Source organism: Pseudomonas zanjanensis (genome assembly GCF_014268745.2).
Classification (GTDB): domain Bacteria; phylum Pseudomonadota; class Gammaproteobacteria; order Pseudomonadales; family Pseudomonadaceae; genus Aquipseudomonas; species Aquipseudomonas zanjanensis.
Map to the genome: position 1 here is coordinate 1349359 of NZ_JABWRB020000001.1, position 25461 is coordinate 1374819.

Below are 25461 nucleotides of genomic sequence, written 5' to 3' on the forward strand. Positions count from 1 at the left end.
TTCAGCGGTCATCCAAGTACATTCGCGCTACGCATGATTGAAGAAGGTAAGCAGGATGCCCCAGGTAGGAAAGGCACGTGGCAAGGCCCAGGACGCAGGCTGGCGGGGCTCGCCGGAGGGTTGGCTGGAAGCGGCCTATGAGGCCCTCAAGGAGTCGGGCATCGATGCGGTGCGGGTCATGCCGCTGGCCAAGCGCCTGGGCTTGTCACGCACCAGCTTCTACTGGTTTTTCGAGGATCGCGAGCAACTGCTGGCGGCGTTGCTGTCGCGTTGGCGGGAGACCAATACAGGGGGGCTCATACGGCAAAGTGAAAGCTATGCCGAAAGCATTTCCGAGGCGATCCTGAATGTGTTCGAGTGCTGGCTCAATCCGCAATTGTTCGACTCGCAATTCGAGTTCGCCGTGCGCAGTTGGGCGCTTCAGTCCGCTGAGGTGGCCCAGGAGGTGGCGGTGGTGGACGAGCAGCGCATGAATGCCCTGGCGAGCATGTTCAAGCGCTTTGGCTACGACACCCAAGGGGCGGATGCACGGGCCCGAACGATCTACCTGACGCAGATCGGCTACATCACCATGAACACCACGGAGCTGATCACCGTGCGCTTCCAGCGCATCCCACATTACGTGAGCATCTTTACCGGCAAGGTCCCCAAACAGCGTGAGTTGGATCGTTTCTACGGGAAGTTCGGCTATGCCGAAAAAGAGCCCGGGGTCTTCGTTCCGTTGACGGACACTTTCGAAGGCAATGCCGATGATCAATAAAACCTTGGGGATCATTGGCGGCACCGGCTGGTTGGGTGGCGCGATTGCCAGGGCGGTCCTGGCCAAGGGACTGGTGCCGGCGGGGAACCTGATCATTTCCAATCGCTCCGGCAACCATCCGTTGGCTGAGCAAGGCGCTCGCCTGGTCACGGACAACCAAGGGTTGGTGGATCGCAGCGACGTCGTGATCATCGCGGTGCGCCCCGAGCATTTCGCCAGCCTGGGCATCGATGCGACGGGCAAAATCGTGATTTCATTGATGGCCGGGATTACGGCCCAGATGATTGCAGCGCAGACGTCAGCTTCAGCGATCGTGCGGGCGATGCCCAACGCGGCGGTGGAAATCGGGCAGTCCTTTACGCCTTGGTATTGTTCGGCCGGGGTAGGAACGGCAACGAAAAACCTGGTGCAGCGTGTGTTCGAATGCGTAGGCGCCGCGGCAGAAGTCCAGCAAGAGGACTTCATCGATTACCTCTCTGCGCTCTCGGGCACCGGCCCGGCTTTTCCGGCCTTGCTGATGACGGCCCTGGCCCGTCAGGCGATGCTGGCCGGCATACCTGGCGACATCGCGCAGATGGCCGCAAAAAATGTCGTGGTCAACAGCAGCCAACTGCTGGCCAATCGTGACCCCCAGCAGATGATCGACGCCTTGGTGGCTTATCGGGGCGTCACGGCCGCAGCCTTGCAGGTGATGAGCCAGGGGGATTTCGAAGAGCAGGTGGGGAGGGCGTTGCAGGCCGGCGCCGCGGTGGCTCGCAAGGGGCTTCAGGCCTGATAAGAATTCGAGATACAAAAACGGCGCCTTCCTCTATTGGAAGAAGCGCCGTTTTTTCTTGAGCGAGCCCTATGGCGGCTCAAGGGACGGGCTTGCCGTTACTTGCTTGGGTGAGCAGCCTGAAGTTTCTTGGCTTCATCCAGGTGATGTTGCAGGTCCGGCAGCATCTTCTGGGCGAACGCCTTGAGTTCGGTACTGCCAGCTTTCTTGTCGTCGGTAACGGTGTTGGCTTCTTTCTTGAACAGCTCGATGGTTTCTTCGTGGGCCTTGACCTGATTGTTGGCGAAGGCTGGATCAAAAGACTCATCGCGCACGTCGAGAATCTTCGCCTTGGCTTTTTTCATCAACGTGGTGTCGTCGGGTACCTGGATGTCATGTTTCTGAGCCAGCGCCTTCAGCTCTTCATTGGCCTTGGTGTGGTCGGTGATCATCTTGTTGGCGAACGCCTTGATGTCCGCCGATTGGCTTTTTTCCAGGGCCAGTTTGCTGGTTTCGATTTCCGCAATGCCACCGGCCGCCGCGTTGTCGACAAAGTCATTTGAAGTCGCGGCCCATGCCATGCCCATGCTGGTACTCAGGGCAACTGCCAGGCCGAGTTGACGCAGGGTAAATTTGTCCATAGGTAAGTCTCCACACAGGTTGAACGAGCGATTCTTGTCGTCTCTGATCAATGGAGGGTTGTGCCCAGGCAAAGGTTTGATCGCCAAGCGATCCGGTACGACGAACGGTCACCGCTGGTCGGATTGGCGGTCGACAGAACCCGACCGGCAAGGCCATGCTGGTGACAGGCAGTGCCATGAAAAGCACTTGCCACCGAACCAACAAAGGAGGTGCTCCATGCCGGTGTCCCATGATCTTTGTCAGGATCTGAAGTGCACAGAAGAAGACATCCTGAAAAAACGCCGCGAGGATGAAAGTCTCGATGCGTTGATCAAGCAATATTCCAAACTTGATGCCAAGGTCGTGAAGGCCGAGAGCCCCCCGGCCGTAATGCCCGACGATGCACTGGAGACACTCAAGAAGGAACGGCTTCAGATCAAGGACCAGATCGCCGCGCGGATGCAGAGGTAGCCCAGGCAGCAATCTGCCGAGGGCTTCTTGTGATAAGGGCTTCTTGTGGCGAGGGAGCTTGCTCCCGTTGGGCTGCGCAGCGGCCCCTGGCTTTTACGAACGCTAAGCACTGTGGCGCCAGCCCGGTCGAGCGGGAGCGAGCTCCCTCGCCACGAACAGAGTCCCTTCTCCAAGCCTTGCACGACCGACCGTCAGGTCAACGGATCCCAGCGCTGCGACCAGTCGCTGCCAGTCCTGACGATCTCCCGCAGCACTTCGAACGCCTGCTGCAACGCCGCTGAGTCTCGATCGCGGGAATACACCAGGTAGGTCGGGTAGTTGAACTCCGGCGCCTTGGGCACCCGCTCCAGGATGCCGCTGTCCAGGTAGCGCTGCACGACCCGTGTGCGGAAGTAGCCGCTGCCACCCTTTTCGAGGATGTATTGCAGGGCCAGGGGACCGAGGTTGAAGGTCACCGCGGCCTTGGCCTTGTCCGGTAGCGCGGTGTCGTGTTGGCGTCGGAAATCCGCGCTCCAATCGATGTACACGTAGGGGTCGGGACGGGCGGCCAGGCGCACCAGGATGAGTTTTTCTTCCAGCAATTGTTCCACTTGCAGGCGTGGCCAGTATTCGGGCTGATAGACCACCGCCGCATCCAGCAGCCCCAGTTCCAATTGCTGCAGCAGCTTTTCGCCGTCGCGGATGTCCATGCGCAAGGCATGACCGGGAATTTTCTCGCGCAGTGCACCGGCCCAGGCCAGCATCAACGGGTTGCACAGGCTGACCTCGCCACCCAGGTGCAAGACGTTGCGATAGCCCTCGGGCAATGGCAGGTCCCGGCGGGCCGCTTCCCAGGTTTGCACGAGCTGGTTGGCGTAGACCACGAAGGCCTCGCCGTCGGTGGTCAAGCGCGCGCCGGCACGGTTGCGCACGAACAGCGCGCAGCCGAGCTGGCTTTCGAGCTTCTGGACCCGGGCGGTGATCGCCGTCTGGGTCACGTGCAGCTTCTCGGCCGCTGCGGCGAGACTGCCGTGGCGGACGATTTCCAGGAAGGTGCGGGCGAGGTCGATGTCCATGGTCAGGCCGATGCGGGGGAAGCGGGCATTGTAAGAGCTGCTGCGCCTCTCTGATACCGTCATGGGGCCGCTTCGCGGCCCAGCGGGAGCAAGCTCCCTCGCCACGGGGTCATCTTCTTCTTGAGTGAGCAGTATGATCTCGAAGCCGGCTGTTATTCGACGGCTTGGGGTTGTGCCGCCCGTGCCCAAGGTGCAACCAGGCGTTCGGGTGTACGGCAGGCCTTGTGCTTGAAGACGAAACGACGGCACTTGTCGGCGAAGCCGTGGCGATCGTCCACCATGTCGCGGCGCATTTGTGCGAGTTCGTCATCGCGACAGGCCTGGATCGCCGTCAGGCTGCGTTCGGCCTTGCGCACCCGGATGCTTTCGTAGGCCGGATCGAGCAGTGCGCGGTTGGCCCGTTGCAGCAGCCACAGGCCGAACTCGTCGGGGCAACGCGGGCCGATCTCCTGGACCATGCCGTAGCGCAATGCCTCCAGGGCGCTGATGGGCAGGCAGTCCTGGGTGAGTTTCCAGGCCATGTCCGGACCCACCGCGCGGGGCAGGCTGTAGGTCCAGTATTCGGAGCCGTACAAGCCCATGGTCGCGTAGTGGGGATTGAGCACGATGTCGTGGCGCGCCAGCACGATATCGGCGGCCAGGGCCAGCATCACGCCACCGGCCCCGGCGTTTCCCGTCAGGCCGCTGACCACCAGTTGCCGGGCGCTGAACAACTCCAGGCAGACGTCGTCGATGGCCTGGATGTTGGCCCAGGCTTCCAGGCCGGGTTCGGCGGCGGCCTGGATCACGTTCAGGTGCACGCCGTTGGAAAAGCTGCCGCGTCCACCGCGAATCAACAGCACTTGGGTGTCCCGGGATTTGGCCCAGCGCAGTGCCGCCACCAGGCGCTGGCATTGCTCCGTGCTCATCGCCCCGTTGTAGAACTCGAACGTCAGCTCCCCCACATGGCCGCATTCGCGGTAGCGAATGGGTTGATAAGGCTCGTCGCTGAACGGTTGCCGGGCCAGGGAACTGTCAAGCACCGGGACGCCTTCGAGGCGGTTCGACAGGACATGGCGCGCCGGGCGTTTGAACGTCTGTTCGCCGGGTTGCGGTTTGCGGCGCAGGGCGCCGATCCACAGGCTTGCGTCCCCTGTTGCCACCAGCACCGCATCGTCACGCACGGCCAACAGTTCGCCGGGCAGGCCATGGCGAACATCCGGATGGGCGTCGTACAGGTAGAATTGTTCGCCGGCCAGGCTGGCGAGCACACCGGGTTGACCGTCCGCGGCGTCGATGCAGCGCTGGATGAAAACGCTGCTGTCGTGCCAGCTGAAGCTGCGATCATCCTGGGTCATGTTCGGTTGCAAGCGCCCGATCACGTCAGGGCGGCCATAGTCCAGCGGCACCGGGGCGAAACCGTCGCGGTGTTTTTTCACCACCTCGCGGATGCAATGAATGGCCGCGTCGCTGACCGGGCCGTTATACAGCTCGGATTTGCGCAGGCCCTTGGGCAGGTCGAATTCGCGAGTGGCCCAGATGGGGCCTGCGTCCATTTCCTCCACCGCCTGCAAGGCTGTGACGCCCCAGCGATCGGGCTGCCGGGTGATCGCCCAGTCCAGGGCACTGGCACCGCGATCACCAACAATGCCCGGATGGATGATCACCACCGGGCGTCGTGGGTTGCGCCACAATTGCTTGGGTACACGGTCCTTGAGAAACGGGCAGATCACCAGGTCGGCGCCGCTTTCTTCGATTTGCCGGCAGACCGAGGCCGCATCGGTGAACAGCACCACGCTGGGGCGATAGCCAGCCTCGCGCAGGTCCAGCCAGGCGCGTTGGGTCAGGCCGTTGAAGGCGCTGGACAGCAGAACGATTTTCAGTGGAGGCATGAATCTCTCTTCCTTGAGATGCGCAGGCGCAGGCTCCCGATGAGCCGTCCCTGGCCTTGATGGAAGCGTTACGTTAGCGGTTGCAGGTGAAGCGGGAACTGACAGGGATCAAGGTTGTGTGCGGTGGGAAATCAGGGAGGCAGAAACACGAATCCCGCCACGGGGGCGGGATTCGTTTGCAATCGAAAGGTTCGCGCAGAGGGCGAACTCAATCTCAGGCCGGGAACAGCTCGGACAGTTTCATGGCCAGCATCATGTCGCCTTCGGTGCGCAGCTTGCCGCCCATGAACGCTTGCATGCCGTCGGTGCTGCCGTCGACGATGCCTTCCAGGGTTTCGGCGTCCATCACCAGGGTCACCTGGGCGTCCGGGTTTTCACCTTCCAACAGTTCGCAGGTGCTGTCCTTGACGACCAGCGAGAAATGCTTGGTATCGTCGATGCGGAAACCGAATACCAGGTCCAGGCCGGCAGCAGCGGCAGGGTTGAACTTGGCTTTCATGGCTTGTACGGCGTCGGCTACGGAGGTCATGGTTTCGATCCTTATTTGGGTGGTACAGCAAGGGTCTACAGTAATCCGGACTCAGCGAAAGGTGATGAGGTCCGGGGCCTTCAACAGTTGCAGGTGGGCATGGCTGTTGAAGGAAGCCAGGGCCACCTCGCGGCCCCTGAATTTCAGGTGGTTGAGCGAGGTGTTGACGATTTGCCAGTTCAGTTCGAAGGCCTGTCGGGCCGGTATCCGGGTGATCAGGTGGAGCAGGGCGGTGATGGTGCCGCCGGAGGTGAACACGGCGATCTTGTGGGCGTTGTCGGCTTGCTCCAGGATACGCTGCAGGCCCGCCTGGACCCGTTCGACGAAACCCAGCCAGCTTTCCAGGCCTGGCGGGTCATACCGGCCGCTGAGCCAGCGTTCGACGATCAGCGCAAAGATGCGCTGGAACTCGGCGCGGTTCTGCGCAGCGTTGCGCAGGATATGCAGCGCCTCGGGCTCCTCGGGGAGCATGTCTGGCAACAGGGCACGAATGACCGCGTCGGCGTCGAACTCGTTGAACGCGGCGTCGATCTCCAGCTCGGGGACCGGCAGGCCGGCGGCAGAAATCTGGCCCAGCGCGCCGACGGCGGTATCCTGTTGGCGACGCAGGTCACCCGAGAGGCAGCGATCGAATACGACACCAAGCTCGGCGAGGTGGCCGCCGAGCACTTGCGCCTGGCGTACGCCATTGGGCGAGAGGACATCGTAGTCGTCCGCACCAAAGGAGGCCTGGCCATGTCGAATCAGATAGATACTGCCCACGTCCGCGTCATCCCGGTACGTTGAAGGTTTGGCGAGGTTATGGGGATGGCGGTGAGCTGTCAATGAAAAAACATACGCTTGTTTGAAATGCCTGTTGCAGCCTTGCCCTGTCGCGCTCGCGTCAAGGTAACCATAGGTTTCTTGGCTGGTCGCGACGCAGGCGCATGGGTATGCTGGGACCGTTACGCGCCTGCGTTCAGTGGCGCATTGCATTTAAGGAGTTGCTGTGGAGTTTTTCATCGAATACGCCGGTTTCCTGGCCAAGACCGTGACGCTGGTGATCGCCATCCTGGTGGTGCTGGCCAGTTTTGCTGCGCTGCGCAGCAAGGGGCGGCGCAAGTCGGCCGGCCAGTTGCAGGTGAGCAAACTCAACGATTTCTACAAGGGGCTGCGCGAGCGCCTGGAACAGACGCTGCTGGACAAGGATCAGCTCAAGACGCTGCGCAAGGCCGAAGGCAAGGCTGAAAAGGCCGGGAAGAAAAACAAGGACAAGCCGGCGACCAAGCCCCGAGTGTTCGTGCTGGACTTCGACGGTGACATCAAGGCCTCGGCCACCGAGAGCCTGCGTCACGAAATTACCGCATTGCTGACCCTGGCGACGCCGAAGGATGAAGTGGTATTGCGCCTGGAAAGCGGCGGCGGCATGGTCCACAGCTACGGCCTGGCGTCGTCGCAACTGGCGCGGATCCGTCAGGCCGGCGTGCCGCTGACCGTCTGTATCGACAAGGTCGCGGCCAGCGGCGGCTACATGATGGCGTGCATCGGCGAGAAGATCATCAGCGCGCCCTTCGCGATCCTGGGTTCCATCGGCGTCGTCGCGCAATTGCCCAACGTCAACCGTCTGCTGAAGAAACACGACATCGATTTCGAAGTGTTGACGGCCGGCGAATACAAACGCACGTTGACCGTGTTCGGCGAAAATACCGAGAAGGGCCGGGAGAAGTTCCAGGAAGACCTGGACATCACCCATGAGCTGTTCAAGAACTTCGTGTCCAACTATCGTCCGCAATTGGCCATCGATGAAGTGGCGACAGGTGAAGTCTGGCTGGGTGTCGCGGCGCTGGACAAGCGCTTGGTGGACGAGCTGAAAACCAGCGACGAGTACCTGGCCGAACGGGCCAAGGGTGCCGAGCTGTACCACCTGCACTACGCCGAACGCAAAAGCCTGCAGGAACGCATCGGCATGGCCGCCAGCGGTTCGGTGGATCGTGTGCTGCTCAGTTGGTGGAGCCGCCTGACCCAGCAACGGTTCTGGTAATTCGGGGGGGGCGCTGAGCATTCGACTCACCGCCATTCCCTTGTGGGAGCGGGCTTGCTCGCGAAGGCGGTGTGTCTGAATAGAGGGTGTTGAATGTGCCGCCGCTTTCGCGAGCAAGCCCGCTCCCACAGTGATTCCGAGGTGGCTGGGCATCGATCATCCATCAACAAAAAAGCCCTGAACCGGCACACCCGGATCAGGGCTTTTTTGTGTATCAGGTTTCAGCGACGACGGAACAGCGGCAGCGGTTCGTCAGTGGCGGCCTGGTAGGTCACCGAGAAGTCCTTGAGGCTTTCGAGGGCTTCATAGGGGTCTTTGTCCGCGCGCAAGGCGAAGGCGTCGAAACCGCAACGGCGCATGTAGAACAACTGGTCGCGCAGTACGTCGCCAATGGCCCGCAGTTCACCCTTGAAACCATAGCGATCACGCAACAGGCGGGCGTTGGAGTAGCTGCGCCCATCGGTGAATGCAGGGAAGTTCAGGGCGATGACCTGCAACTGGTTGGCATCATCACCGATTTCCTCGGCTTCCTCGTCGGCGTCCAGCCACACACCCAGGCCGCCGTCGCGAGCCTTGAGGGCGTGGGCATGATCGCGCCACAGGGCCAGGGGCACGATCAGGTCGTCACAGTTGGAGATGCCATCGAAACTCGCGTCCTTGGGCAGCAGGTGCCAGGTTTCGTCGATGACCTCGTTGTTCTTAATGATTCGCTGCATAGACGCGTTCCTTGAAGAGGTCGATGCCAATACGTTGGTAAGTGTCGATGAAGCGCTCGTCCGGGGTACGCTGTTCGATGTACACGTCGATCAGCTTCTCGATCACGTCAGGCATGTCGTCCTGGGCAAACGACGGGCCGAGGATCTTGCCCAGGCTGGCGTCGCGGCTACCGCTGCCGCCCAGGGAGACCTGGTAGAACTCTTCGCCTTTCTTGTCCACGCCCAGGATGCCGATATGGCCGACGTGGTGGTGACCACAGGCGTTCATGCAACCGGAAATGTTCAGGTCCAGCTCGCCGATGTCGAACAGGTAGTCCAGGTCGTCGAAACGACGCTGGATCGATTCGGCGATAGGGATCGACTTGGCGTTGGCCAGGGAGCAGAAATCGCCGCCCGGGCAGCAGATCATGTCGGTCAGCAGGCCGATGTTCGGCGTGGCGAAACCTTGCTCACGCAGCTCGCCCCACAAGGTGAACAACTGGCTCTGTTCAACGTCTGCCAGGATGATGTTCTGCTCGTGGGAAGTGCGCAGTTGGCCGAAGCTGTAGCGCTCGGCCAGGTCGGCGACGGCGTCCAGTTGCTTGTCGGTGATGTCGCCCGGCGCGACGCCGGTCGGTTTCAGGGACAAGGTCACCGCGACATAACCCGGCTTCTTGTGGGCCAGGGTGTTGCGGGTGCGCCAGCGGGCGAAACCCGGGTGTTCCTTGTCGAGGGCAGCCAGTTCGGCGTCCTGATTGGCCAGCGCCTTGTACTGCGGGTCGACGAAGTGCTTGGCGACGCGATGCACTTCGGCTTCGGTCAGGGTGGTCTGGCCGCCACGCAGGTGAGCCATCTCGGCCTCGACCTTCTCGGCGAACACTTCCGGCGTCAGGGCCTTGACCAGGATCTTGATCCGCGCCTTGTACTTGTTGTCGCGACGGCCATAGCGGTTGTACACCCGCAGGATGGCGTCGAGGTAGCTCAGCAGGTCCTGCCACGGCAGGAACTCGTTGATGAATGCGCCGACCACCGGGGTACGCCCCAGGCCGCCGCCCACCAGCACACGGAAGCCCAGCTCGCCGGCGGCGTTGTAGACCGTCTCCAGGCCGATGTCATGGACTTCGATGGCCGCACGGTCCGAGGTCGAGCCGTTGATGGCGATCTTGAACTTGCGCGGCAGGTAGGCGAATTCCGGGTGGAACGTCGTCCACTGGCGAACGATTTCGCACCAAGGGCGCGGGTCGATCAACTCGTCGGCCGCGACACCGGCGAACTGGTCGGTGGTGACGTTGCGCAGGCAGTTGCCGCTGGTCTGGATCGCGTGCATCTGCACGGTGGCCAGTTCGGCCAGGATCTCAGGCACGTCTTCCAGGGCCGGCCAGTTGTACTGGACGTTCTGCCGGGTACTGATGTGGGCATAGCCCTTGTCGTAGTCGCGGGCAATCTGCGCCAGCTTGCGCACCTGGCGCGAGGTCAACTGGCCATAAGGCACAGCCACGCGCAGCATCGGGGCGAAGCGCTGGATATACAGGCCATTCTGCAGGCGCAGAGGGCGGAATTCTTCTTCGCTCAGCTCGCCTGCCAGATAGCGTCGGGTCTGATCACGGAACTGCTTGACGCGGTCCTCGATGATTCGCTGATCGTACTCGTCATATACGTACATATAAGTCTCGGTCTCAGGCTTGGGCCGATCAGAAACAGCTGCATGTTGGCTCGCTGGAATCGGGTTCTGCCTCGGCAATTCTGCGCGCACGGCCGCGCACTCCTAGAGGAGCCGGTGCAAGATACCTGTTTTGAGTTATGCGCAAAAGTGATGTTTGAGTATATGTAAAGAACCAAATCGACTAATGAGACTGATTATTGCCTAACCCACATTTGTCGTACGGGCAATCATCGTCTTAACTGTGGTCGAGTCCCTATGCAATCACCTACAAAACCGACAAGAGGCGATGCAATGAGCAATCCGACCAAAGCAAGGAAAAGCGACAGTACCGTTGATGCCTGGGCCATTTTGTTCCTGATTATCCTGGTGGTGGGCACGGCGGTGTTCTGGGTCAGTCATCAGTAATTTGTCGTCAACGCAATAGCCAATGTGGGAGCGGGCTTGCTCGCGAAGACGGTGTGGCAGTCAACATCGACAGTGACTGAACCAACGCTTTCGCGAGCAAGCCCGCTCCCACAAGGTTGTGCGTCCCAGGTAAATAGCGCTACAACCCCGCCAGATGCACCACCAGCTTGACGATGCCAAACAACGTCAAGGCGAAGATCACCGTGAACGTGATCCCCAATATCACGAAGTGGCTCGGCTTGCCGTGGGTGAAATCCCGGGCGCGGTTCTTGCCGCTTTGCACGCCGAAGGCCGCAGCCAGCACGCTGTGCATCATCTGAAGCAGGGTTGGCGGTTTGTTGTCCACTGGATCGTCCATAAATCCCTCGTTGAAAGTCGCGTCGCTCCAAGCATAGTCAAGCCGCGCCTGTGTGGATGAATTCGATTGCTTTTGCCTTTCGTTACACAAGTTTCCAAGGGCCTATAACTATGTACCGCCAGTGCGGTTAGTCGAGCTGGTCTGCTGTCGCTTCATTCAAAGGAGCGATGTATGCCGACGGATCCCACACAGAACCCGGAAAAAGCACAGTCAAAACCGCAAGCCACGGAAAGTCTGCACGCGGACTTCCTGGAAGCTGCCATGCCTGCATGGCTGATAGAGGCTTCGACGCAACGCAGGCAGGCGATAAGGCAAGTCGCAACGCAGATGCCGGCCTGGTATGCGAACGCTTCGCCAGAGCAGCGCAAGGTCGTGGATGCCTGCTTCAAGCAAAGTGTCGTAGCGCAGAATCAACTGGACACAACCCTGTCGTCGTTCCTGGACATCGACACGTTCGCCAGGCCGCTGTTGATCCAGGCACTGAAAGATCAGTTCGAGACAGAGGTGGATGTCGACAAGACTTTGCTGCACCTGACACGGCCCTGGGAAACAACCGTGGTCAAGGTGGAGATTTCTTCGTTCACATTGTTCAGGTTGCCCATGCTGCAAGTTGCGCTGCACAACTTCGAAAGTTGGGAATGCGAGCACGGCGCCTATCATGAAACGTCAGGATTTGTCGTAGAGACGGACAAGCCTGGCACTTTTGCGCCCGTGGCGTTGAACGTGTCGGTCGGTCAATTCCTCACCCTGTGCCGCACCCTGGATATTGGCGCGAAATACCAAGCCTACCTCAAGTCATTTTTCTACCCGGCTGACGCGGCGACCGAAACGGCGCTTCGCCAGCGCTTCATTGCCAGCCAGAAAGCTGCGATGAGGGCCGCAGCCGAGCAAGCAGTGTTGGCAGGGGATATCGAGCCAGGGGATCACGCGATGATCCTTTCGGTCATCGAGGGTGAAAATGACCCTTGGATCGGCGGGAAGCCGGTCTGGTTCGAAGACCTGTCCCTGATGAAACAGAGACTGGTGGGTTGTGTTGCGTTTTCGATTTGTGAACTTCATCGCTACAGCGATGAAGTGATCCTATACGTGCCCCATGACCCTGAGCATCCGCTGAAGCGTTACGATGGCGACCAGCTTGAAACACGCTTCAAGCAATTGCTCACCACGCCCGATACCGGGCAATCGCAGAATATTGCCCCGACACCTTATCAGCGTTTTTTCAGTCGATTCGTGCCCTACGGCAAACAGCCTTATTACTTCAGCCAATTCATCCAGGAAGCGGACGGCCTGCCCAGCCTCCAATTGCCTGCGCCATGGATGGGTATTTTCGAACCCTTGATGCCCTCTTCGCTGATGATTCACCTCCCGGGTATCCCTCCCGATCCCTCAAAGGCAACGCGCGAGCCAGATCCCTACATCGCCCCTTCGACGTGGCCGCAGAAAGGCCGAACGTTGTGGGCCGATAACCTTGATCCGTGGCAGTACCTCTATGAGCAACACCGTGAAAAGGTGCTGGCCGATGCGCGCAGTCATGCGGTCCCCACGGAGGATGTCGACGCCAAGACCAGGCAAGAGAAACTGGCCAGCCTATTGCAAATAGGGCTCAGCACCGTGAACGTTTTGTCCATGTTCATTCCGGTGTTGGGCGAGGCCATGATGGTGGTCATGGCGGGACAGCTGTTGTACGAAACCCTTGAAGGCGCAGTCGAGTGGGGGGAGGGCGACAAACGGGCAGCCAGGGCTCACTTGATCGATCTCGCGGAAAATCTGGCGTTGATGGGCGTGATGGCCGGTGTGGGCGCCGCGGTCGGCAAGCTCGCCGCAATCAAGCCCGAACCCGTGATCGAGCACCTTGAGTCCGTGACCTTGCCCAATGGCGAAACCCGCCTGTGGAAGCCGGACCTGAGGCGCTATGAAAGCCAAGTAACGCTCTCCGACACGAACGCTCCGAACGCTCAGGGACAATACGTAGTGGGTGGGATGACCTGCATCCGTCTGCAGGGAAAGGTCTACGAGCAGTTTTTCGATGAGTCGATCCACAAATGGCGCATCAAGCATCCGACGGACGCTGCGGCGTATCAACCCATCCTCGAGCATAACGGCACCGGAGCCTGGCGGCATTCATTGGAGCGGCCAATGACTTGGGATCGCCTGACGCTGCTCAGGCGCATGGGCCATGAAACCGCCGTGTTTTCGGATGAGATGCTGCTCAGGCTCGCCGATGTCAGCGGCGTCAGCGACAACGCGCTGCGTAAAATGCACATGGACAATGCAATGCCACCTCCTGAGTTGAGGGATGCGATGCGCCTGTTCAAGGCGGATGCCGAGGCAGGTAAGGTGATTGCCCCGTCACAAGATCCAGCAGGATTGGGAGCGCTCACCCGGCAGCAGATTTTCGAAAGCCTCTACAAGGGCACGGAACCTGTGGACGGTCGCGTCAGGATTTTGCAGCGTGAGTGTCCCGGCCTCAGCGAGGCCGCCGCCCAGGAGGTTATCGCCCACGGTAGCGTTGCGGATCTTGCCCGTCTCGATGCAAGGCGACGTGCGCCGCTGAACATGCTGGAAGAGGCTCGCTGGTACGCACGGCAAGGACGCCAGGTTCGTGCGTATGCGGGATTGCACAGCGACAACATCGTTTCGGCTGACAGTCGCCGCCTGGCATTGCACGCCCTGGAAAGACTACCAGGCTGGCCGAGTACGCTGCGTTTGGAAGTGCGCGAGGGAAGCAACACGGGTGCGTTGCTTGAAAGCATCGGCGACAAGAGTGCGCCTGAGAAAACGTACCTGATCAAAAACGGACCTCGCTACTACGCATTCAACGAGCTTGGGGAAGTTTTTGATAGTGTGTCCTGGCGGGGCGGCAGCTTCTACGACGCGATCCTGCATGCTTTGCCCGATGGCGCGAGTTCCGCACTGGGGCTTCCAGATGCTCAAGGCCCCGAGCTGCAACGCATGATCATCGATTACGCCTACTTGCATCGTGGGGATATGACACAGCTGCTTGAAACCCCCGCCAAGCGCTTCAAGCCACCGGTTCGCGTGAGCGCAACGCTCAAGGGGTATTACGCGAGCGGCCGGGGCAGGGGAATGCACCCTTCCATTGAAGCGCGGGTGGAGGCGCTTTATCCCAGCGAACAGCAAGCCGAGGCGTTTATCAGGCAACAACGGGGCAAGACAGAACGGCAGATCTATTTGGAACTGCAAACGCGCCAGCGCGAATGGGAGTTGCTAGATGGCACGCTTGAACGATGGCTGGACGAGACGGTGGGCAGCCCGGCCGAGGTTCACAGATATCGATTTGCCCAGGCGCTCAGGGACTGTTGGCGCAATCGCCCGTTAGCGGAAGAATCCCCCGAAGGCGCGCGGCTGGTGCTTTCCTGTGAGGTGCCGCTGCCCCCAATAGCCACCCATTTTGCGCATGTACGGGAATTGTCGGTGTTCGGCGGCGGCATGACAGACGCCAATGCGGATGCCTTCCTGGCACTTTTCCCTGGGATCACGAAATTGGAGATTGGCCTCAGGGAATCCGGATTCCTCGATCTGTCTTTCGGGCACCCACCGTTGACCACCCTGCCGCACTCGGTGAGCCAGATGCCAGGACTCACCCACTTGCGGTTCTCCAGCGCCGCTGTCTCGCTGGCCGAGAGTTTTCCACAAAGGCTCTCTTCCCTGACTTCGCTGGAAGTGCTGCACATCGATTACTCAGGTTTCGATCAGACCGCCATGCACAACCTTGACCTGACACCATTGAGCCGTTTGCGTACGTTGAAAATCGAGGCGCCTCAAACGTTATCGCAATGGCCTGAATACGTGCAGCGTCTTCCCCGGCTCGAACGTCTGGACCTGGCGCGCACATCGATACGTACGTTGCCGGATGCACTATTCGAAGGGCACGAAAAGTTGTGGGCCGGGCTATCGCTGAATTGGTCAGAGCTGACTCCGCAAGCGTTCTCGCGCGCCTACCGGTACGTCAGTGAATACTCGGGAGCATTCGGCCATTTGGTGGACGTGGATCAAATGGTGGACGGCTACTGTCGCGGGCAATTGCGCTCGCTCGTCGGGGAGGCTGAGTCTTTCGGGCGCCTGCCCGTGACGTTTGACAGTGCCTCCAATACTCCTCAGGAACGATTTGCTGCGGTAGAAGCACTCAGGGCGGAACACGATGGAATCTTTGCGCAGTTTTTTGAGCCGACGGGAGCGGAAGATTTGTCATACGCCATACTTTCCCCAGTGTGGTGGGAGAGCGGAGGTCTGTTGTTTCGAGCGTTGCGAGGCAGCTGGCGCAGCGCTGTACGCCAACGCCTGGGTTTGCCGACCGCAGGCGGCTCCTTGTTTGAGCTGCCGGTTTCCGGGTCTGCTCTTCCCGGTAAGAAGTTTGCGGCGCTTCCAGCGTTGCCGCCCGCAAGCTTTTCCCACGTAGAAACGCTGCGCTTGGGATCGCTGGATGTTTCCTCCCAGCAGGCGCGCAACTTTTTCAGGGCATTCAGCGGTACGCGAACATTGGAAATAAGCGGCAACGGCTTCACCGAGCTGCCTTTCGACGCCGAAGACTTGCCAGCCTTGACGCAACTCGATATGCGCAACAACAACCTGCTCGTCACTCCCACTGTTCAGGCGCAGTTCAATGGGTTGACGATGCTTGAGCAACTGAATCTGGAAAACAACCCGCTCGAGAGTCTTGATGTCAGTGCCTTGACCCGGCTCAAGGCACTGGGCCTCAAAGCCACCCGGTTGCGGGCTTGGCCAACCGGTGCCGAGAACCTGACGCAGCTTTCCTGGCTTGACTTGCGGGATAACCAACTGCAGTCATTCCCGCCAACCGTGCTGTCCAATGATGAAGTCCTGTTAAAGACCCATTTGGACGGTAACCTCTCCAGCCCTGATGGCGAGGCAGCCTTGGGTGCGGCATATCAGCGAGTCGAAGATGCAAGAGGGCTTCCCCATGGGGCATTGGCCCGATTTGCCAAGGAGTCTGTACCGGATCAATTCCCGCCGACGGAAACAAGCTGGTCGATCGCTCAACTTCTATTACCGCCGCCCGAGGCGTTGGCCGTGGTCGAGGGGGATGCGGGACGCGAACTGCGCCTGCAGCGGCTGGATCCGATCCTGACCCGGGAACAGGCAGCCCTGAAGCTCGGGCAATGGCGTGAAAACGGGATGACCGAGACGCAGATCGACGACCAGGTCAGCCAGTGGCACCAATCGTGTGTCTCGCTGACTCGTCGGTTGAATGACTGGCTCTTCACCAGAGAAGTCCGAGTCGCAGGGGGCACCGTTTCCGCGCAAAGCCGCGCGCTGGCGGCCAAGAGCATCCGTGAGGTTTGGCAAGAGGGACTGATACGCCACAATGGGGCAGGACAAACACTCAGTCTGCATGGCCTGCAACTGGGCGACTTGCCTGAACTGATTGAGCCATTTCCTGGCGTGACGACGCTGGACCTGTCAGGAGTCCTGTTGACTGAACAAGGTTCAAACGGTTTCCTGGGCGCTTTTCCCCATCTGAACCGATTGGACCTGGGCGGCAATGGACTGAGCGCCGTACCGAATGCTGTCTTGCAAATGGAGCAACTGGAGCACCTGGGGTTCGGTTATAACGACTTGCCCCCCGCAGCGGCTTACCCGTTATTGACTCACGGCCGCCTGCGTTCGCTTAACCTTTCCATGAATAGACTGGATACGTTCGATCCTCCCGATTTTGGCCAGATCGAAGCGCTGGATCTCAGCTATAACGAAATCGGAAACTGGCCCAGCCATCTATTGGATGCCCAGGCGCTGGAGAATCTGAACTTGAGCGGCAACGAGTTTACGGATCTTCCGGCGGGGCTGCTGGAGGTCACTCACCAGAGACTGCTGGACGGAATGGATCTCAACGATAACGAATACCTTTCCCGCGAAGTGTTTTATGAACTCAGGGATTACCTTGAACGGAGCGACCGCGAGGAAGTCTTGGGTTTTTCCCGAGACGAAATCGATGGCCTGATTGCCCTGTCAGAGGCGCCGCAAGGCGACATGTCCGATTTTGATGACGACTCCGATGGCGGCGCAGGCGGCAATGTCCGTAACGATATCCATGCCGCAGTCGCTCCGGTCGAACCCCTTCTCGATCCTTCGGGCGATGCGTCGACCGAGGCGTTGGCACCCTGGCTGGTGGGGGCTGACGGTGAGCAGGTCACGGTTCGGCAAAGAATCTGGACGCAGTTGGCCGAAGAAAATGATCACGAGCGCTTCTTCCAATTGTTGGGTCTGTTGGCAGACACGTTCGATTTCAGATTTAACCGGGCAGAACTGACGCGACGGGTATGGAACGTCATGGAAGCTGCCAGCGAAAACAGCGAGCTGCGCCAGTTGCTGTTTCGGGAAGCCGAAACCCACGGGACCTGCATCGATGGCCGCATCTTGACGTTCAGCGAGCTGGAAGTCCGAGTGTTTGTCTTTCAATGCTTGCGTGATATTCCATTGGACCGCCCGATGCTCAGGGGCCAGGCATTGCTGCGCTTGTCGCGGCAGTTGTTCCGACTGGAGCGGGTCGAGACGTTGGCCGAAGCGGCTGGTCAAGGCAGGGATCGGGCGGAGATGCGCCTTCGCTATCGCATTGGCCTGACGAGCGGATGGGGCGACGGTATCGATTTGCCGGGGCAGCCTACGCACATGGCTTTTGGCGCACCGATCTCTGGAGAACTGGCGGCGCGCACGCGCAACTCGATTCTTGAGGCAGAGCGCAGCGATGCGCTATTGGTGAGCATGACGTCGCGTGACTACTGGACGAGCTACCTGCAGGAGCGGCATCCAGAACAAATGAGCGACATCGCTAATGCTGTCGACACCAGGCGCCACGAACTCCTGGACGCATTGGAGGATCGCCGGGCTGACGGCGGAATCGATACGCAGCAGTACAACTTGGAACTCAACGCGTTGGGAAGAACGATCGATGCCCTGCGCACGGACAAACTGGTTGAGCTGACGCGAAGAGAATTGAACGATTTGCGAAGCATCGTGCCTGGAGCGGATCAGTTCGGTACTCGATCACCCCAACCCGGACCGTCCCACCGCAACTGATGCGCTGCTGGGGATACAAAGGCCGATCTGTCGATGCCTGTGTCGTCGACAGACCGGTCCGCAGTCTTTCCGCTTAGTTGTCGTAACCCAAATTCGGCGCCAACCAGCGCTCCGTCACACTCAGATCCTGGCCCTTGCGCGCGGTATAGCTCTGGACCTGATCCTTATCGATCTTGCCCACCGCGAAGTACTGCGCCTGGGGATGGGCGAAATACCAGCCGCTGACCGCCGCTGCCGGGAACATGGCGTAGTGTTCGGTGAGGAACACGCCGCTGCGTCCGGCTTTCATTTCACTGGCCTCGGGATCGAGCAGGCGGAACAGCGTGGCCTTCTCGGTGTGGTCCGGGCAGGCCGGGTAGCCGGGGGCAGGGCGGATGCCGGTGTATTGCTCCTTGATCAGCGCCTCGTTGTCCAGGCTTTCGTCCTTGGCGTAACCCCAGTGTTCCTTGCGCACCTGCTGGTGCAGCCATTCGGCGCAGGCTTCGGCCAAACGGTCGGCCAGGGCCTTGACCATGATCGAGTTGTAGTCGTCGCCGGCCTCTTGATAAGCCTTGGCGACTTCTTCGGCGCCGATGCCGGCGGTGGTGATGAAGCCGCCGACGTAATCGGTGACGCCGCTGTCCTTCGGCGCGACGAAGTCGGCCAGGGAGAAGTTCGGCTTGCCGTCGGTCTTGATGATCTGCTGGCGCAGGTGATGCAGGCGCGCCAGTGGCTTGCCGTCGTCGCCATAGACCTCCAGATCGTCGTCATGCACCTGGTTGGCCGGCCAGAAGCCGAACACGGCGCGGGCGCTGATGAGTTTTTCGTCGATCAGCTTGCGCAGCATCGCCCGGGCGTCGGCGTACAGCGCCGTGGCCGCTTCGCCGACCACTTCGTCGGTGAGGATGCGTGGGTACTTGCCGGCCAGGTCCCAGGAGATGAAGAACGGTGTCCAGTCGATGTATTCGGCGAGGACGTTCAGGTCGATGTCGTCCAGCACCTTGGCACCGGTGAAGGTCGGCTTGACCGGCTGGTAGCTGCTCCAGTCGAACTGCGGCTTCTTCGCCACGGCCGCCGGGTAGCTCAGGCGTTCGGTACGGGCGCTGCGGTTGGAGGTGCGCTCGCGCACGTCGATATAGTCCTGGCGGGTTTTCTCGACGAACGCCGGCTTGAGCTCCTTGGACAGCAACTGGGTCGCCACGCCCACGGCGCGGGAGGCGTCGGTGACATAGATCACCGCGTCGTTGCTGTACTTGGGCTCGATCTTCACCGCTGTGTGGGCCTTGGAGGTCGTAGCACCGCCAATCATCAGCGGCAGGTGGAAGTCCTGGCGCTGCATCTCCCGTGCCACGTGCACCATCTCATCCAGGGACGGGGTGATCAGGCCGGACAGGCCGATGATGTCGCACTTCTGCTCCTTGGCCACCTGCAGGATCTTCTCCGCCGGCACCATCACGCCCAGGTCGACGATGTCATAGCCGTTGCACCCCAACACGACGCCGACGATGTTCTTGCCGATGTCATGCACGTCGCCCTTGACCGTCGCCATGAGGATCTTGCCCTTGGCCTCCGGCTTGTCGCCTTTTTCCGCTTCGATGAACGGGATCAGGTGGGCCACCGCCTGCTTCATGACGCGGGCGGACTTGACCACTTGGGGCAGGAACATTTTGCCGGCGCCAAACAGGTCGCCGACGATGTTCATGCCGGCCATCAGCGGGCCTTCGATCACCTCGATCGGCCGGGCGAACGACAGCCGCGACTCCTCGGTGTCTTCGACGATGTGGGTGGTGATGCCCTTGACCAGCGCGTGCTCCAGGCGCTTGTTCACTTCCCAGCCGCGCCATTCTTCGGTTTCCGCTTCCTTGACGCTGCCGTCGCCCTTGTACTTGTCGGCGATGGCGAGCAGGGCGTCGGTGCCCTCGGGGGTGCGGTTGAGGATCACGTCTTCCACGGCGTCGCGCAGCTCCACCGGGATCTGGTCGTAGATCTCCAGTTGGCCGGCGTTGACGATGCCCATGGTCAGGCCCGCGCGGATCGCATAGAGCAGGAACACCGAGTGAATCGCTTCGCGTACCGGGTTGTTGCCGCGGAACGAGAACGACACGTTGGACACGCCGCCGGAGGTCAGTGCGTAGGGCAGTTCGTCGCGGATGTAGGCGCAGGCGTTGATGAAGTCCACGGCATAGTTGTTGTGCTCCTCGATACCGGTGGCAACGGCGAAGATGTTCGGGTCGAAGATGATGTCTTCCGGCGGGAAACCGACTTCATTGACCAGGATGTCGTAGGAGCGCTTGCAGATTTCCTTCTTGCGCGCCTCGGTGTCGGCCTGGCCGGCTTCGTCGAAGGCCATCACCACCACCGCGGCGCCGTAGCGCTTGCACAGCTTGGCGTGGTGGATGAACTGCTCGACGCCTTCCTTCATGCTGATGGAATTGACGATGCCCTTGCCCTGGATGCACTTGAGGCCCGCTTCGATCACTTCCCACTTGGAGGAGTCGATCATGATCGGCACCCGGGAAATGTCCGGTTCGCCGGCAATCAGATTGAGGAAGGTCACCATGGCCTTCTTCGAATCGAGCATGCCCTCGTCCATGTTGATGTCGATCACCTGGGCGCCGGCCTCGACCTGTTGCAGGGCCACTTCCAGGGCTTCGGTGTAGTTGTCCTCGCGGATCAGCCGGGCGAACTTGGCGGAACCGGTGATGTTGGTCCGCTCGCCGACGTTGACGAACAGCGAGCTGCGGTCGATGGTGAACGGCTCCAGGCCCGACAGGCGGCAGGCCCGGGGAATCTCCGGAATCTGACGCGGCGCATAGCCGGCCACGGCCTTGGCGATGGCTTCGATGTGCGCCGGGGTGGTGCCGCAGCAGCCGCCGACGATATTCAGGAAACCGCTCTGGGCAAACTCTTCGATGACCTTGGCCGTCTCGGCCGGCAGTTCGTCGTATTCCCCGAATTCGTTGGGCAGGCCGGCGTTGGGGTGGGCCGAGACGTGGGTGCTGGCCTTGTTCGACAGCTCTTCCAGGTACGGGCGCAGTTCGCTGGCGCCGAGGGCGCAGTTCAGGCCGACGGAAATGGGCTTGGCGTGGGCCACCGAGTTCCAGAAGGCTTCGGTGGTCTGGCCGGAGAGGGTGCGGCCAGAGGCGTCGGTGATGGTGCCGGAGATCATGATCGGCAGTTCGACGCCCAGTTCTTCGTAGACGCCTTGCACGGCAAAGATCGCCGCCTTGGCGTTCAGCGTGTCGAAGATCGTCTCGATGAGGATCAGGTCGGCGCCGCCTTCGATCAGGCCCTTGGTGGCCTCGGTGTAGTTCTCCACCAATTCGTCGAAGGTCACGTTGCGGTAGCCAGGGTTGTTCACGTCCGGCGACAGCGAGCAGGTGCGGCTGGTCGGGCCGAGCACGCCGGCGACGAAGCGCGGCTTGTCCGGGGTTTCGAGGGTCTTGGCATCGGCCACTTTACGCGCCAGGCGCGCGCCTTCCAGGTTCAGCTCGTAGGCCAGGCCTTGCATGCCGTAGTCGGCCTGGGACACCTGGGTGGCGTTGAAGGTGTTGGTTTCCAGGATGTCGGCACCGGCATCCAGGTAGGCTTTTTCAATGGCGCCGATCACGTCGGGGCGGCTCAGCACGAGCAAATCGTTGTTGCCCTTGACGTCGCTCGGCCAGTCGGCAAAACGCTTGCCGCGGTAGTCCTGTTCTTCCAGCTTGTAGCTCTGGATCATCGTGCCCATGCCGCCGTCGAGGATCAGGATGCGTTCCTTGAGGGCTTGCTGGAGAAGATAAAGGCGAGCGCTGCGATCAGACATAGGACTACCTGGAAAAAAGACCATTACGAAGGCCGGGATAATAGCAAACCTGTGCAGGATTTGATCATGACGGCTTTTGCATGAATATCGCTCATGTTTGCAAGGCGATGCTGGCCCGGTAGAATCGCCGGATTATCTCTTAGGGACCCGAGACATGCCGTACCGCGTCTTATTCGGCAGTCTGTTGCTGCTGTTGTCTTTTACCGCAGCCGCCGGGAATCCCGCTTCCGCGATCTCCTACACCCGCGATATCCAGCCGATCCTCACGGAAAAATGCGTGGCCTGCCATGCCTGCTACGACTCCGCCTGCCAGTTGAACCTGGGCAGCGGCGAGGGCGCGGCGCGGGGGGCGAGCAAGCTGTCGGTGTATGACGGCGAGCGGCGCCAGGCGGCCGACCCGACCCGTTTGTTTTATGACGCCTCCGGCCCGCGCGCCTGGCAACGCAAGGGCTTCTATTCAGTGCTCGACGCCCAGGGCAGCCAGGCTGCATTGATGGCGCGCATGCTGGAGTTGGGCCATCGCACGCCGTTGCAGCCTAACGCCAAGCTGCCGGAAGAGATCGTCCTGGGCCTCAACCGCGACAACAGTTGCGCGATGCCGGGTCAATTCGACGAATATGCCGGCGCCCATCCCAAGGAAGGCATGCCCCTGGCCGTCACCGGCCTGACTGACCAGCAATACCAGACCCTGCAGCGCTGGCTGGCGGCCGGTGCGCCCATCGATCAGCAGGCCCTGGCCCCAAGCGCCGCCGAAGCCTTGCAGGTGGTGCAATGGGAAAACCTGCTCAATGCCCCGGGCGCCCGGGAAAGCCTGGTGGGCCGCTGGTTGTTCGAACACTGGTTCCTGGCGCACATCTATTTCAAGGGCGGCGAGCCGGGGCATTTCTTCCAGTGGGTGCGTTCGCGCACACCCACGGGCCAGCCGATCGACCTGATCAACACCCGCCGTCCCAACGACGACCCTGGTACCCGCATTTATTACCGGCTCTGGCCGGTGCAGGGGGTGATCGTGCACAAGACCCACATCACCTACGGCTTGAGCGCGGCGAAAATGGCGCGCATCAAGAGCCTGTTCTACAGCGGCAACTGGCAGGTCAGCGCGCTGCCGGGTTATGGGCCGGAGCGCCGGGCCAATCCTTTTTCCACCTTCGAAGCGATCCCGGCCCAGGCCCGCTACCAGTTCATGCTCGATAACGCCGAGTACTTCGTGCGCACGTTCATTCGCGGGCCGGTGTGCCGTGGCCAGATCGCCACGGATGTGATCCGCGACAATTTCTGGGCGCTGTTCCAGGCCCCCGAGCACGACCTGTACATCACCGATCCGAACTACCGCGGCCAGGCCACGCCGCTGTTGGCGATGCCGGGGCAGAACGATGACGTGGGCAGTGTCGTCAGTCTGTGGCTCGACTATCGGGACAAACGTAACGAATACGAAGCCTTGCGCCGCGACAACTATGCCGAGCTGCCGGCACCGAGCTGGTCGACGCTGTGGGCCGGCAACGACAACGCGCTGCTGAGCATTTTCCGGCATTTCGACAGTGCTTCGGTCACCAAGGGGCTGATCGGCGAGGTACCGCAGACAATGTGGCTGTTCGACTTCCCGTTGCTGGAGCGTACCTATTATCAGCTGGCGGTGAATTTCGACGTGTTCGGCAACGTGTCCCACCAGGCCCAGACCCGGTTGTATTTCGACTTGATCCGCAACGGCGCGGAACAGAACTTCCTGCGCTTGATGCCCGCTGACTCCCGCGAAGACTACTTGGACGACTGGTATCAGGACGGTGGCAAAGTCAAGATGTGGCTCGATTACGAGGCCATCGACAATGACAAGCCGACGGCCCTCAAGCTTGACGAGCACGACCCCAAGCGCGATTTCACCCAGCAATTGCTAGCCCGCTATGGCGAGCTGAACGCGCGCCCCGATCCGCTCAACCGCTGCGACGGAGCCTACTGCTCACGCCCGAACATCGACCCGACGCTGCAAAACGCCGAGCAGGCCCTCAGTCGGCTGGTGTCGCGCCCGGCGGCGGGGCTCAAGGTGATCGATCAACTGCCGGAAGCGACGATGCTGCGCGTCGAAACCGTTGGCGGTCGTCGTGAGGTCTACAGCCTGCTGCGCAACCGCGCCCACAGTAACGTGGCGTTCCTGCTGGGCGAGGAACGGCGCTACCAACCGGGGCTGGACACGCTGACGGTCTACCCGGGCGTGCTCAGCAGCTATCCGAACTTCCTGTTCAACATTCCGGCCGGGCAAGTGCCGGCTTTCGTCGAAGCCATGCAAGGCGCCCAGGACGCGCCGGCGTTCGAGCGGATTGTCGAGCGCTGGGGGATTCGCCGCAGCCACCCGCAGTTCTGGTACTACTTTCATGACCTGAGCCAGTACATCCAGGAGACGGAGCCCGTGGAAAGCGGTGTGCTGGACATGAATCGCTACCAGAACCTCTGATCGACAGGTCCGGTGGCAAACCCCGTGCCGCCGGATGCTTTCCTGACAAAAATACTAGGACTTTGTCCGGCGCGATGATTGGCGTAAACTGCCGGCAAGCCTGCGAGGAGTTTCCATGACCGCCATAACCATTACCGATGCCGCCCACGATTACCTGGCCGACCTGCTGTCCAAGCAGAACACCCCGGGTATCGGGATCCGCATCTTCATCACCCAGCCCGGCACCCAGTACGCAGAGACGTGCATCGCCTACTGCAAGCCGGGGGAAGAAAAACCCGAAGACACCGCGTTGGGGCTCAAGAGCTTCACCGCGTACATCGACTCGTTCAGCGAAGCTTTCCTGGACGATGCGGTCGTCGACTACGCCACCGACCGCATGGGCGGCCAGTTGACCATCAAGGCGCCGAACGCCAAGGTGCCGATGGTCAACGCCGACAGCCCGGTCAACGAGCGCATCAATTATTACCTGCAAACCGAAATCAACCCGGGGCTGGCCAGCCACGGCGGCCAGGTGTCGCTGATCGACGTGGTGGAGGACGGCATCGCCGTGCTCCAGTTCGGCGGCGGCTGCCAGGGCTGCGGCCAGGCCGACGTGACCTTGAAGGAAGGCATCGAGCGCACCTTGCTCGAGCGCATCCCGGAGCTCAAGGGCGTACGCGACGTGACTGACCATACGCAGAAAGAAAACGCCTACTACTGATAGGTGTTCGCTGCGCGCAAAACGCTGTGGCGAGGGAGCTTGCTCCCGCTCGATTGCGAAGCAATCGCCAGGTAATCGATGCATTCTCGTGATGATGCAGGGGTTGCCAGGGGACCGCTTCGCGGTCCAGCGGGAGCAAGCTCCCTCGCCACAAAAGCTTCGGTGATCGGCGCGTAAACCTGTGGGCACCTGCCGAACCCTGTGGGAGCTGCGGTGACCGTCACTTTTCTTGTCGCTGCAAATCCCTGTGGGAGCGAGCTTGCTCGCGAAGGC

Annotated in this window: 16 protein-coding genes; 7 read left to right on the forward strand and 9 right to left on the reverse strand. The window is 60.9% G+C overall.

Annotated elements, in window-relative coordinates:
• Window positions 1–55: 55 nt before the first annotated feature.
• Together HU715_RS06145 and HU715_RS06150 are read left to right on the forward strand one after the other, a co-directional pair.
• Complete coding sequence (locus tag HU715_RS06145; RefSeq protein ID WP_186706666.1) at window positions 56–760, forward strand: TetR/AcrR family transcriptional regulator; 705 nt, start codon at window positions 56–58, stop codon at window positions 758–760.
• Entirely contained in the window at window positions 750–1535 is a 786-nt protein-coding gene (locus HU715_RS06150; protein ID WP_186706667.1) for a pyrroline-5-carboxylate reductase family protein, read from the forward strand. Before HU715_RS06145 ends, HU715_RS06150 begins: the two co-directional genes overlap by 11 nt.
• A gap of 98 nt (window positions 1536–1633) precedes the next feature.
• On the opposite strand, the gene HU715_RS06155 is transcribed toward HU715_RS06150, so the two are convergent.
• On the reverse strand, window positions 1634–2155 hold the full coding sequence (locus HU715_RS06155; protein ID WP_186706668.1) for a DUF4142 domain-containing protein: 522 nt from the start codon (window positions 2153–2155) through the stop codon (window positions 1634–1636).
• Window positions 2156–2372: 217 nt separating this feature from the next.
• Between HU715_RS06155 and HU715_RS06160 the strand changes: the two genes are divergently transcribed.
• The gene (locus tag HU715_RS06160; RefSeq protein ID WP_186706669.1) at window positions 2373–2606 is read left to right on the forward strand and encodes an HP1242/YdcH family protein; all 234 of its coding nucleotides are present in this window, start codon (window positions 2373–2375) and stop codon (window positions 2604–2606) included.
• A gap of 191 nt (window positions 2607–2797) precedes the next feature.
• Here HU715_RS06160 and HU715_RS06165 read toward each other — a convergent pair whose 3' ends face one another.
• From HU715_RS06165 to HU715_RS06180, 4 genes are all read right to left on the reverse strand, one after another.
• Window positions 2798–3661 carry a LysR family transcriptional regulator gene (locus HU715_RS06165; protein WP_186706703.1) on the reverse strand — a complete coding sequence of 288 codons (864 nt, stop codon included), beginning with the start codon at window positions 3659–3661 and terminating at the stop codon, window positions 2798–2800.
• A 152-nt stretch (window positions 3662–3813) separates the two neighbouring features.
• Complete coding sequence (locus HU715_RS06170; RefSeq protein WP_186706670.1) at window positions 3814–5532, reverse strand: hydrogenase maturation protein; 1719 nt, start codon at window positions 5530–5532, stop codon at window positions 3814–3816.
• 214 nt (window positions 5533–5746) lie between these two features.
• Complete coding sequence (locus HU715_RS06175) at window positions 5747–6061, reverse strand: SCP2 sterol-binding domain-containing protein (RefSeq protein ID WP_186706671.1); 315 nt, start codon at window positions 6059–6061, stop codon at window positions 5747–5749.
• Between the two features lie 51 nt (window positions 6062–6112).
• Window positions 6113–6823, reverse strand: a complete 711-nt coding sequence (locus HU715_RS06180) for a histidine phosphatase family protein (protein WP_186706672.1) — start codon at window positions 6821–6823, stop codon at window positions 6113–6115.
• Window positions 6824–7049: 226 nt separating this feature from the next.
• Here HU715_RS06180 and sohB point away from each other — a divergent pair, with 226 nt between their 5' ends.
• Entirely contained in the window at window positions 7050–8081 is a 1032-nt protein-coding gene (gene sohB, locus HU715_RS06185) for a protease SohB (RefSeq protein WP_186706673.1), read from the forward strand.
• 221 nt (window positions 8082–8302) lie between these two features.
• Here sohB and HU715_RS06190 read toward each other — a convergent pair whose 3' ends face one another.
• From HU715_RS06190 to HU715_RS06200, 3 genes are all read right to left on the reverse strand, one after another.
• A complete protein-coding gene (locus HU715_RS06190) occupies window positions 8303–8797 on the reverse strand; it encodes a DUF934 domain-containing protein (RefSeq protein ID WP_123413203.1) in 495 nt (164 codons plus the stop codon).
• A complete protein-coding gene (locus HU715_RS06195; protein WP_186706674.1) occupies window positions 8781–10439 on the reverse strand; it encodes a nitrite/sulfite reductase in 1659 nt (552 codons plus the stop codon). Before HU715_RS06195 ends, HU715_RS06190 begins: the two co-directional genes overlap by 17 nt.
• A gap of 544 nt (window positions 10440–10983) precedes the next feature.
• Window positions 10984–11202 carry a DUF2970 domain-containing protein gene (locus HU715_RS06200; RefSeq protein ID WP_092255470.1) on the reverse strand — a complete coding sequence of 73 codons (219 nt, stop codon included), beginning with the start codon at window positions 11200–11202 and terminating at the stop codon, window positions 10984–10986.
• A gap of 171 nt (window positions 11203–11373) precedes the next feature.
• Here HU715_RS06200 and HU715_RS06205 point away from each other — a divergent pair, with 171 nt between their 5' ends.
• Window positions 11374–18258, forward strand: coding sequence for an NEL-type E3 ubiquitin ligase domain-containing protein (locus HU715_RS06205; RefSeq protein WP_186706675.1), 6885 nt, complete (start codon window positions 11374–11376; stop codon window positions 18256–18258).
• A 73-nt stretch (window positions 18259–18331) separates the two neighbouring features.
• Here the strand turns inward: HU715_RS06205 and metH are convergent, their stop codons facing one another.
• Window positions 18332–22042: a methionine synthase gene (gene metH / locus HU715_RS06210; RefSeq protein WP_186706676.1), complete on the reverse strand. Its 3711-nt coding sequence runs from the start codon at window positions 22040–22042 to the stop codon at window positions 18332–18334.
• Window positions 22043–22196: 154 nt separating this feature from the next.
• Between metH and HU715_RS06215 the strand changes: the two genes are divergently transcribed.
• Both HU715_RS06215 and nfuA read left to right on the forward strand, forming a co-directional pair.
• Window positions 22197–24488: a fatty acid cis/trans isomerase gene (locus tag HU715_RS06215; protein ID WP_186706677.1), complete on the forward strand. Its 2292-nt coding sequence runs from the start codon at window positions 22197–22199 to the stop codon at window positions 24486–24488.
• A gap of 115 nt (window positions 24489–24603) precedes the next feature.
• The gene (gene nfuA / locus HU715_RS06220; protein ID WP_003182850.1) at window positions 24604–25188 is read left to right on the forward strand and encodes a Fe-S biogenesis protein NfuA; all 585 of its coding nucleotides are present in this window, start codon (window positions 24604–24606) and stop codon (window positions 25186–25188) included.
• The last annotated feature ends 273 nt before the right edge of the window (window positions 25189–25461 follow it).